Source organism: Methylobacterium sp. Leaf361 (genome assembly GCF_001424445.1).
In the GTDB taxonomy this organism is placed as follows: Bacteria; Pseudomonadota; Alphaproteobacteria; order Rhizobiales; family Beijerinckiaceae; genus Methylobacterium.
In genome coordinates this window covers 271,847-282,500 of sequence record NZ_LMPY01000078.1, presented here as the reverse complement: position 1 = coordinate 282,500, position 10,654 = coordinate 271,847, and the positions used below count along the sequence as shown (strand labels likewise).

General features: G+C 72.3%; 8 protein-coding genes (1 of these 8 only partly in view). 6 read left to right on the top strand and 2 right to left on the bottom strand.

Features of this window, described 5'->3' with window-relative positions; translation table 11 throughout:
* The 3 genes in view from ASG32_RS30860 to metB are tightly spaced (at most 59 nt apart) and all read left to right on the top strand, a layout consistent with a single transcriptional unit that may run on beyond the window.
* Positions 1-966 carry the 3' portion of a catalase family peroxidase gene (locus ASG32_RS30860; RefSeq protein WP_056533787.1) on the top strand. The gene continues 135 nt to the left of window position 1, outside the view, so 966 of the gene's 1,101 nt are visible here — the last part of the coding sequence; its start codon lies beyond the left edge, outside the window; the stop codon is at positions 964-966.
* Complete coding sequence (locus ASG32_RS30855; protein ID WP_056533785.1) at positions 963-1,565, top strand: cytochrome b/b6 domain-containing protein; 603 nt, start codon at positions 963-965, stop codon at positions 1,563-1,565. The genes ASG32_RS30860 and ASG32_RS30855 overlap by 4 nt, the downstream gene beginning before the upstream one ends.
* Before the next feature lie 59 nt (positions 1,566-1,624).
* Positions 1,625-2,785 carry a cystathionine gamma-synthase gene (metB, locus tag ASG32_RS30850; RefSeq protein WP_056533842.1) on the top strand — a complete coding sequence of 387 codons (1,161 nt, stop codon included), beginning with the start codon at positions 1,625-1,627 and terminating at the stop codon, positions 2,783-2,785.
* Positions 2,786-2,794: 9 nt separating this feature from the next.
* Here the strand turns inward: metB and ASG32_RS30845 are convergent, their stop codons facing one another.
* Positions 2,795-3,550 (bottom strand): hypothetical protein, encoded by a 756-nt coding sequence (locus tag ASG32_RS30845; RefSeq protein WP_056533783.1) that lies wholly within the window; start codon positions 3,548-3,550, stop codon positions 2,795-2,797.
* A 153-nt stretch (positions 3,551-3,703) separates the two neighbouring features.
* Positions 3,704-5,833 carry a TonB-dependent receptor gene (locus tag ASG32_RS30840; protein WP_056533781.1) on the bottom strand — a complete coding sequence of 710 codons (2,130 nt, stop codon included), beginning with the start codon at positions 5,831-5,833 and terminating at the stop codon, positions 3,704-3,706.
* A 579-nt stretch (positions 5,834-6,412) separates the two neighbouring features.
* On the opposite strand from ASG32_RS30840, the gene ASG32_RS30835 reads away from it, so the two are divergent.
* From ASG32_RS30835 to ASG32_RS30825, 3 genes are all read left to right on the top strand, one after another.
* Positions 6,413-7,393 (top strand): hydroxyacid dehydrogenase, encoded by a 981-nt coding sequence (locus ASG32_RS30835; protein WP_056533780.1) that lies wholly within the window; start codon positions 6,413-6,415, stop codon positions 7,391-7,393.
* A gap of 297 nt (positions 7,394-7,690) precedes the next feature.
* Positions 7,691-10,036, top strand: coding sequence for an Orn/Lys/Arg decarboxylase N-terminal domain-containing protein (locus ASG32_RS30830; protein WP_056533778.1), 2,346 nt, complete (start codon positions 7,691-7,693; stop codon positions 10,034-10,036).
* Positions 10,036-10,614 (top strand): GNAT family N-acetyltransferase, encoded by a 579-nt coding sequence (locus ASG32_RS30825; protein ID WP_056533776.1) that lies wholly within the window; start codon positions 10,036-10,038, stop codon positions 10,612-10,614. The genes ASG32_RS30830 and ASG32_RS30825 overlap by 1 nt, the downstream gene beginning before the upstream one ends.
* The last annotated feature ends 40 nt before the right edge of the window (positions 10,615-10,654 follow it).

Below are 10,654 nucleotides of genomic sequence, written 5' to 3'. Positions count from 1 at the left end.
CCCGGCCTGCTCACGCCGGCCCGGATCATCGACCGGTTCGAGCAGGTGAACGGACCGCATCCCGGCTTCCGGCGCAACCACGCCAAGGGGATGTGCGTCGCGGGCCGCTTCACGGGCAACGGCGCGGGCGCGCGCCTCTCGAAGGCGGGCGTGTTCGCGGCGGGACGCGTGACGCCGGTCGAGGGGCGGGTGGCGCTGGCCGGCGGCCAGCCCTACGCGGCCGACGCCGCCGCCACCGTGCGCAGCCTCGCCCTGCGCTTCCGGCTGCCGGACGGCGAAGAGTGGCGCACCGGCATGAACAACATCCCGGTCTTTCCGGTGCGCACACCCGAGGCCTTCTACGCGCAGCTCCTCGCGGCCAAGCCCGATCCGGCCACCGGCAAGCCGGATCCGGAGCGCCTGAAGGCCTTCTTCGCGGACCATCCGGAGAGCGCGAAGGCCGCCGCGCTGATCAAGGCGCGGACCGTGACCGCGGGCTTCGCCGACAGCACCTACTGGAGCCTCAACGCCTTCCGGTTCGTCGCCGCGGACGGCGCCGCCCGGCCGGTGCGCTGGGCCCTCGTCCCAGACCCGGCGCCGGCGGTCGAGGCCGCGCCGGGCGGCGCGAACGCCCTGTTCGACGCGCTCGCCGTGCAGCTGGCCCAGGGCCCCCGGCACTGGCACCTGATCGTCACGCTCGGCCAGGCCGGCGACCCGACCGCCGACGCGACGCGGCCCTGGCCGGCCGACCGCGAGACGGTGGATGTCGGCACCCTGACGCTCACGGAGGCGACACCGGAGGCCGCCGCCAGCTGCCGCGACGTCAACTTCGATCCGCTGGTGCTGCCGGACGGCATCGCGCCGAGCGACGACCCGCTGCTGAGCGCCCGGTCGGCCGCCTACGCGCGATCCGTCACCCGCCGGTCCGGCGAGGCCAAGACCCCGAGTGGCGTCACCGGCGCCGCGATCCACGGAGCCGCCCTGTGACCGAGCCCGACCGCTTCGACCGGCCCGCCCGCCTGCTCCACTGGACCATGGCGGCGCTGATCCTGGCCATGCTGCTGATCGGCGTCGCCATGGTGGCGTCGCTCGCCGAGTACGGAGCCCTCGTGGCCCTGCACCGGCCGCTCGGGATCCTGATTCTGGTCCTCGCCGGGCTCCGACTCGCCTATCGCTGGCGCCACGCGCCGCCGCCCCTGCCGGCCGATCTTCCGAGTTGGCAGAAGCGCGCGGCTCACGCCTCGCACATCCTGCTCTACGGCCTGATCCTGGCCATGCCGCTGATCGGCTGGGCGATGCTGTCGGCGGCGCGCTACCCCGTCATCCTCGCCGGTTCGGTCGTCCTGCCGCCGATCCTGCCGCAGGACCCGATGCTGTACGCGGCCCTGCGCCGGCTCCACACCGCGCTGGCCTACGGGCTGTTCGCCCTGATCCTCGCGCATCTGGCGGCGGCGCTGCTGCACGCGCTGATCCGTCGGGACGGGGTCTTCGCCAGCATGGCGCCCTGGCGGTCGACACCGGCGAGGACCACCGAGGCGCCGAAACGACCCTCTCGTTCTCTTGAAAGTCTGATCCGTTCTCCATAAAGAACGCTCGCCCGCCTCGGTCGGACGGGGCGGGCGATCTCTGCGTGGAGGACGAGGCGATGTCAGAGGGATTAGCGGCCCGTACCGTTGCGGCGGCCAACGGCGTGGCCCAGGACGTGGCCTTCGGTGCGGTGATCGCGCCGATCCACCTGTCGACAACCTTCAAGTTCCCGGCCTTCGAGCAGCCCGGCCCCTACGATTACTCGCGTCTGGGCAACCCGACCCGGGACGCGCTGGCCGACACGATCGCCAAGCTCGAGGGCGGCGCCCGCGCCGTCCTGGTGGCGAGCGGCATGGCAGCCCTCGACCTCGCCCTGTCGAGCCTGCGGCCCGGCGATCTCCTGGTCGCGCCGCACGATTGCTACGGCGGGACGCACCGCCTGCTCAGCTTCCGCGCGGACCGGGGGCATTACCGCGTCGCCTTCGTCGACCAGACCGATCCGGACGCGCTGGCGGCGGCGCTCGCCGCGGGGCCGAAGGTCGTGCTGATCGAGACGCCCAGCAACCCGCTGATGCGCGTGGTCGATGTCCGACGCATCACCGCGGACGCGAAGGCGGCCGGGGCGCTGGCGGTGGTGGACAACACCTTCCTGTCGCCCGCCCTGCAGCAGCCGATCGCCCTGGGGGCAGACCTCGTCGTCCACTCCACCACCAAGTTCCTGAACGGCCATTCCGACGTGATCGGCGGGGCCGTGATCGCCGCCGACAAGGCGATGGGCGAGGACCTCGCCGCCTGGGCGAACACGATCGGCGTCACCGGCTCGCCCCTCGACGCCTACCTGACGCTCCGCGGCCTGCGCACCCTGTTCGTCCGGGTGGAGCAGCAGCAGCGCAACGCAGCGGCCCTGGCGGCCTTCCTCGACGCCCATCCGGCGGTGGCCCGGGTCCACTATCCGGGCCTGCCGACGCATCCGGGGCACGCCCTGGCCAAGGCGCAGCAGGCGGGCTTCGGGGCGATGCTGAGCTTCGAGCTGGCCGGCGGCCGCGACGCGGTGAGGACCTTCGTGGAGGCCCTGCGGGTGTTCACGCTGGCCGAGTCGCTCGGCGGCGTCGAGAGCCTGATCGCCCATCCGCCGACCATGACGCACGCGGCGATGGACCCGGAGGCCCGCGCCATCGCGGGCATCACCGACGGGCTGCTGCGCCTGTCGGTCGGCCTGGAGGCGGAGGCCGACCTGCTGGCCGACCTGTCGCGGGCCTTCCGGGCCCTGGATGGCTGAGCCGGCCGGTCACTCCTCCTCGACCACGCTGAACCCGGACTCGTCCTCGACCACCCGGAAACGGGCGAGCTGCACGGTCCGGGAGCGCTCGGCCGCCTCGTCGCGGCACTTGTCGAGATGGGCGGCGCGGTTGACCACCTGCAGGTTCGGCGCGCCCCAGTAGCCGAGGAGCTCTGGCCAGGGCGCGTCGCGGTGCTCGCGCCAGACCCGGTAGAGTGGCAGCAGGTGGTCGACCTCGGCCGTCCTCAGCAGGCGCTTGCCGGTGGTGGTGCAGCGGTGGCGCTGGCGGAGCTTGAGCGCCCGGACCTGGGCGTGCGGCGCGATCCAGAACTTCCAGGCCGCGACACAAGCCGCGTGCCAGCCGGCATTGGTGTTGGGCGCGCCGCGCGCCCAGAGATCCCGGTGCCAGCCGAACCGGTAGACTGGCTGGCCGCAGATGCAGCAGGCGCCCCGCCCGCGGGCGAAGGCCGGATCGCGGAATGGCGCGGGCGGCGTGCGGAAGCTCCCGGCCCGCCCCTCGGCCCCGATCTGCCACGCCCAGCCCTCGGGCGTGCCGGAGCGGGCCGCCAGCGCCCGGGCGAGCCGGTCGGCCCGGAGGATGTGGTTGCGCCAGTAGCTCTCGACGGCGAGCCGCGGCGTCGGCGGGATCAGGGGCCGCGCGAGGGCGTGCTGCAGGACCGGCGCCGGGAAGATGGCCGGCAGGGCCTTCTCTAGCCGCGCCCGGGCCTGCACGTTGCGGAGGGTGCGCCAGCTCGATGTGGTCATGGTGGACCGGTGGTAACCCGGCCGGCGCCGCGCCGCGACGGCGCCGCTGCAACAGCTCGCCGGTCCCGCGCGGCCGCCCCTCAGGGTTAAGAAAATGTTACCCGTGAAACATCGCGCCGTCCGACAGATCCGGCGCCGCCGCGCCGGCCCGGCTCAGAGATCCACCGCCATCGACAGCAGGTAGGTGCGCGGCGCGCCCTGGAAGAAGGTGCCGAACGAGGCGACCCCGGTCCAGTACCGCGCGTCGGTCACGTTGAGGATGCTGGCCCGGAAGGTCGTCGGCCGCTCGGCGACGCGGGTCGTGTAGCGCAGGCCGAGGTCGAGGCGCGCCCAGTCCGGCAGGGCCTGGGTGTTCGCGAGGTCGACGAACTGCCGCCCGGTATAGATGACCGCGCCGTTGAGGGTCAGGCCGGGCAGCCCGGGCAGGTCCCACTCGGCCCCCAGGCTCGCCTGGACCTCCGGCACGCCGATCGGCCGGTGCCCGCGATTGGCGGCGAGCGCCGTCCGGACGAGGCGTCCGTCGAGCAGGGTCACGCCGCCGACCACCCGCACCTCCGGGGTAAGCTCGCCGAACAGGCTCAACTCGAGCCCGCCGACGCGCTGCTCGCCGGTCGCCGCGAAGCGCCCCTGCGGGCCGAGCTCGCCCGCGGGCTTGGTGATCCGGAAGGCGCCGAGCGTGGCGCCGAACCGGCCGAGATCGAGCTTCACCCCCGCCTCCACCTGTCGGGCCACGTAGGGAGCCAGGATCGTTCCGGAATTGGTCGCCACCGCCGGGGCCACGTCGCCGCGGCTCAGGCCCTCGATATAGTTGCCGTAGAGCGAGACCGAGTCCCAGGGCCGCACCACGAGGCCGACCATCGGGGTCGTGGCGCTCTTGTCGTAGGACGAGGTGAGCGTGCCGACATTCGATAGGTAGTTGTGCGCCTCCACGCGCTGGCGGCGCACGCCCAGGGTCAGCAGGATCCGCTCGTCGAGGGCCGACAGCGTGTCGGCCACCGCGATCCCCGACAGGGTGCTGTCGGACAGGCGGGGCCGGCCGATGCCGTAGATCGGCGCGATGTACGGGACGAGGGCCGGCGCGTAGAGGTTCGACAGGTAGGCGCCCCGGCCGGGCGAGAACCGCCGTCCCGTCGCCTCGTCGTACACGGAGCCCTGCACCGTCAGGGCGTGCCGGATGAAGCCGGTCTCGAACCGGGCCCGGACGCCGCCGTCGTAGGTGAGCCGGTCGACGCCCAGCGCGTAGAATTGCGGCGTGCTGGTCGTGTCGCCGCGGCCGTTGAGGATCGTCGGCGCCGACTGGAAGTAGCGCTCCACGCCGGTCTGCCCGCCGCCGACATCCGCGAACAGCGTGACTTGATCGGTCAGGTCGTACTCGGTGCGCAGCAGACCGCCGCGATCGTCGACGTCCGAGTATTCCCAGGGCTGGGTCAGGTTCAGGCGGCCGTCGGGCGCCCGCGGCACGGGCACGCCGGCCCGCAGGAGGAACGGGCGCAGTGGCGCGTTGAAGCGGTCGGTCTGTGCCAGCAGGTAGAGCCACGCGCGGAACCGGTCACCCTGGTAGTCGAGGGCCAGGGCCCCGACGCCGGTCGTCTCGGTCTGGCGGTCGAAGGGCGTGGCGCCGCCGTGCAGGCTGCCGACGACGCGGGCGCCCCACTCCCGGCCCGGCCCCCAGCGGCGGGCGACGTCGACCTGGCTGCCGCCCCAGGCGGACGAGCCGTAATCCAGCGTGACGCGAGTGAGGTCCGCGCCGGCGCGCTTGGGGACGATGTTGACCACGCCGCCGACCGCGCCGTTCGGCGACACCCCCGTGAGGGCGGCGGACGGGCCCTTCAGGACCTCAATGCGCTCCACGTAGTCGGTGAAGATGCGGAAGCTCGGGGCGATGCCGTAGAGCCCGTCGAAGGCGACCTCGCCGCTGGTGTTCTCGTTCGAGGGGAAGCCCCGGATGGAGAAGGAGTCGAACGGCGCCCCCGTGGTCTGCGTGGCGCGCACCGACGGGTCGAGGACCAGAGTCTCGGACACCGTCCGCGCCTGCCGGTCCCGGATGAGCGTGTCGGTGTAGCTGGCGATGCTGAAGGGCGCCTTCTGGGTCTCGGTATCGCCCAGAAGGCCGAGGCGCCCGCCCCGCGCCACCTGACCGCCGGCATAGGCCGGGACTGGGCCGCGCGGCGCGGCCGCGCTCGCGACCGAGAGCTCGTCGAGCTGGACGTCCCGGCCGGCCCCGGCCTCCTCGGCGCGGGCGGCGTGCGGCCCGGAACCGACGATGCCCAGCAGGACGGCCATCGGGAGAACCGGCCGGGCCGCGCGCCGCCGGCGCCGGTTCCGCGCGGAAACAGGTACTGAAAAGTCGTGGGACTGCATTGTCGTGACGATGGCTCCGAATCACGGAGCAAGGCAGCAAATATCTCTACATGTGTCAAAAATACATTTGGAGTAATTACAACTCTACAATGCGATTGCATCGCTGATCGACCATTGTCGATATTTATTGTCGTATATACATAGATGTATTTCAGGACGTCGTGTTTATCAATGACGCGACCATCTTCGCGCGATCGGGGCGGCGATTTCACGGAGGGCCGGGCCGCAGCTCGGCCGAGACGCACGGCTGGGATCATCGGTCCGGACGAGGCCGCCGAGGCCGGACCCGGCCGCGATTTCTCGTGGATCGTGCGCGGCCGGTCGGGCCGCCGGGGCGTTCGACCGCGCGACCACCGGATCCCGACGGGCCCGCGGGAGCGCCGACCGGCGGCCGCGGCGCCGCGATCGGGGCGCCCGGTTGCCAGGGTTGCCCACCCCGCCTAGACGGGCCCGGCGCGAAACGTGCCTGTCACCCCTCCTCTTGTGCAGAGGTCTTCTCCCGTGATCACCGGTCCGTGCCTCATCGTCCAGCCGATCCACGCGGCGGGCCTCGATCGGTTGCGCGCGGCCGGCCTGGAGCCGCGCCCGGCGAGCGGGACCGATCCCGAGACGCTGGCGCGCGAGGTCGCCGACTGCGTCGCCGTCATCACCCGCAACACCGGCTTCCCGGCCCGCGCCATCGCGGCGGCGCCGGCCCTGCGGGTGATCGGGGTGCACGGCACCGGCACCGACCACGTCGCCACGGCCGAGGCGACCGGGGCCGGGATCGTGGTGGTGAACACGCCCGGCGCCAACGCCGTCTCGGTGGCCGAGCAGACGCTGGCGCTGATCTTCGCCCTGGCCAAGGCCCTGCCGGAGGCCGACCGCTCGGTCCGGGCCGGCGACGACAGCTTCAAGTTCACCGCCCGGCTGATCGAGCTCGCCGGCCTGACACTGGGCCTCGTCGGCTTCGGGGCGATCGGGCAGGCGACCGCCCGGCTCGGCGCCGCCCTGGGCCTGCGGGTGCTGGCCTACGGCCCGAGCCGCCCGGACGCGGACTTCGCCAACGCCGGCGCCCTGCGGGCCGCCTCGGTCGACGCGCTCCTGGCGGAATCCGACATCGTCTCCCTGCACGTGCCGCTGACCCCGGGCACACGCGGCCTGATCGGCCGGGACCAGCTCGCCCGGATGAAGCGGGAGGCCTTCCTGATCAACACCAGCCGCGGCGGCCTGATCGACGAGGCGGCCCTGGTGGAGGCGCTGGCGGCGGGCACGATCGCGGGCGCCGGGCTCGACGTCTTCGCCCAGGAGCCGCTGCCGGTCGACCACCCGCTGGCCCGCCAGCCCCGGGCGATCCTGACACCCCATGTCGGCGGCTCCACCGGGGCGGCCCTGATCCGCACCGCCGAGACCGCCGCGACCCGCGTGGTCGACGTCCTCGCCGGCCGGCGGCCGGGCGGGCTGGTCAACCCGGCCGTCTGGGAGCGGCGCCGCGGGGTGTGAGGGTCCCCCTCTCCCGCGCGGGAGAGGGTTGGGGTGAGGGACAAGAGGCTTCGGGATCAAGCACCCGATCGACGCGATTCGAGGGGGAGCCTCGTCCGGTGAGGTCTCACCCCTCACCCTGTCCCTCTCCCGCACGGGAGAGGGGACCCGCGGCCGATCCTGACGGCGCGGCGGTCGTGGCCGGCCCGGTTCACGGTGTTTCGTCCGGACCGCGACCGCCCGCCGCGCGCCGTGTCATGCAATCGTCGCAGACGGGCCGGAAAGCCACCCGCTGCATCCGAGGCCAGAGAGGGCTCCATGGACTTCCACCGTCGCTTCACGGTCCTGATGTGCGCCCCGGCCTTCTACCCCGACGATCTCGAGGGCGCGCGCGTCAACCAGATCGTGGCGGCCGTGGAGCAGCGCGGCTTCGAGGTGGTGCGCGCCCGGCGCGTCGAGGACGCGGCCATCGCGGTCCAGACCGACGCGGCGGTCGGCTGCCTCGTGGTCGACTGGGGCAAGCGCGGCCTCGACGGCAAGGCCGCCGCCCTCATCGACATGATGCGCCGGCGCGGCCTGGAGATGCCGATCGTCATCATGGTCCGCCGCAAGCGGCTGGAGGACATCCCGGTCGAGCTCCTCGACTTCATCGACGGCTACATCTTCCTCGCCGAGGAGACGCCGGAATTCATCGCCCGCGGCCTCGTCAGCCGGGTCACGCAGTACGCCGAGACCCTCAAGACCCCGTTCTTCGGCGCGCTCGTCGACTACGCCGAGAAGGGCAACCAGCTCTGGACCTGCCCGGGCCACAACGGCGGCATCTTCTACAACCGGTCGCCGATCGGCCGGATCTTCGTGGAGCACCTCGGCGAGGCGATCTTCCGCGACGACCTCGACAACTCGGTCCTCGACCTCGGCGACCTCCTGACCCACGAGGGTCCGGCGCTGAAGGCCCAGAAGGAGGCCGCCAAGATCTTCGGGGCGGAGAAGACCTACTTCGTCCTCAACGGCACCTCGGCCTCCAACAAGATCGTCCTGTCCTCCCTGGTGGCCGAGGACGACCTCGTCCTGTTCGACCGCAACAACCACAAGGCGGCCCACCACGGCGCCCTGTTCCTGGGCGGCGGCATCCCGATCTTCCTGGAGACCGACCGCAACGCCTACGGGCTGATCGGGCCGATCTTCCACGAGGCCCTGGACGAGACCCGGATCCGGGAGAAGATCCGCCGCAACCCGCTGGTGACCGACCCGGAGGCGTGGCGCCGGGAGCGGCCGTTCCGCGTCGCGGTGATCGAGCAGTGCACCTACGACGGCACGATCTACGACGCCCAGGAGATCCTGGAGAAGATCGGCCACCTCTGCGACTACATCCTGTTCGACGAGGCCTGGGCGGGCTTCATGAAGTTCCACCCGCTCTACGCAAGGCGCTTCGCCATGGGGCTGACCGGCCTCGACGAGACCTCGCCGGGCATCGTCGCCACGCAATCGACCCACAAGCAGCTCGCGAGCTTCTCCCAGGCCTCGCAGATCCACACCCGCGACGGCCACATCCGCGGCCAGACCCGGCGGGTCGAGCACAAGCGGCTCAACGAGAGCTTCCTGGTCCACGCCTCGACCTCGCCCTTCTACCCGCTCTTCGCCTCCCTCGACGTCGGCGCCCAGATGATGAAGGGGCGCTCGGGCATGATCCTGTGGGACGACACGATCCGGCTCGGGATCGAGTGGCGCAAGAAGGTCCGGGCGATCCGGCGCGAGTTCGAGGAGAACGAGCGCGATCCCGCGCGGCGCTGGTTCTTCGACCCCTTCGTGCCGGACGTGACGGTGAACGCCGACGGCGCCGAGGTGCCGTGGGAGAGCGTGCCGACGGACGAGCTCGCCGCGACGCCGCGCCACTGGGAGCTGAAGCCGGGCGCGCGCTGGCACGGCTTCACCCACGTGGCGCCGGGCTACGCCATCACCGACCCGAACAAGCTCACCGTGCTGACCCCCGGCTTCGACCGGCACACGGGGGCCTACGCCCAGCACGGCGTGCCGGCGCCGATCGTGGCGCAATACCTGCGTGAGAACCGGATCGTCGCCGAGAAGAACGACCTGAACTCGCTGCTCTTCCTGCTGACCCCGGGGGTGGAATCCTCCAAGGCCGGCACGCTGATCTCGGGCCTCGTCGCCTTCAAGCGGCTCCACGACGACAACGTCCCGCTGGAGGAGGCCATGCCGGAATTCGTCAACCGCCGGCCGAACCGCTACCGCGGCGTGCGCCTGCGCGACCTCTGCGGCGAGTTCCACGCGTTCCACCGGGAGGCCGGCACCTCGACGCTGCAGCGGCGGCAATTCGCTCCCGAGCACCTGCCCGAGATGGTGATGCCGCCCAAGCGGGCCGCCCAGCTGCTGACGCGCAACAAGGTCGACTACGTGCCGATCGCCGAGGCCGAGGGGCGGATCGCCACCACGCTGATGCTGGTCTACCCGCCGGGCATCGGCACGGTGCTGCCCGGCGAGCGCCTGGACGACCGGGCCAAGCCCATGCTCGACTATTTCAAGATGTTCGAGGCCTCGGCCAACCTGTTCCCGGGCTTCGAGGCCGAGATCCAGGGCGTCTACCGCGAGGTCGACCCGGACGGGCGGATCCGCTTCCACACCTACGTGGCGCGGGAGGGGGCCTGATGGAGATCGAGGTCGAGACGCCCGGCCCGGTCCCGGCCCGGTCCTGCCCCGACATCGTCATCCGCCCGTCCTCGGACGCCGATGTCGAGGCCATGGTGGCGATCTACGAGCACCACATCAGCCGGGGCGTCGGCGATGTCGGCGTCGCCGAGGAGGACCGGCTGCTCCCCGACGACCTGAAGCGGCGGCGCAAGACCATGCGCAAGAAGCGTCTGCCGCACCTCGTGGCGGACCGCGACGGCGCGGTGGCGGGCTACGCCTACGCGGTGCCGTTCCGGAAGCGGCCCGCCTACCGCTACACCCTCAAGCACTCGATCTACGTGCATCCCGACCACCTGCACGCGGGGATCGGCCGGCGGCTGCTGCCGGCCCTGATCGAGGCCTGCGCGGCGGGCGGCTACCGCCAGATGATCGGCTACATCGACGCCGAGAACGCGGCCTCCCTGCGGCTCCACGAGGCCTGCGGGTTCGAGCGGGTCGGCTACCTGCGGGCGGTGGGCTTCAAGTACGGCCATTGGTCGGACAGCGTCATGGTCCAGCGGGCGCTGGGCACCGGGTCGGAGGACCGGCCGGGGTAGCGGGCCGGGACCGGGCGGCCTCCGACGCCCGGCCGCCGTC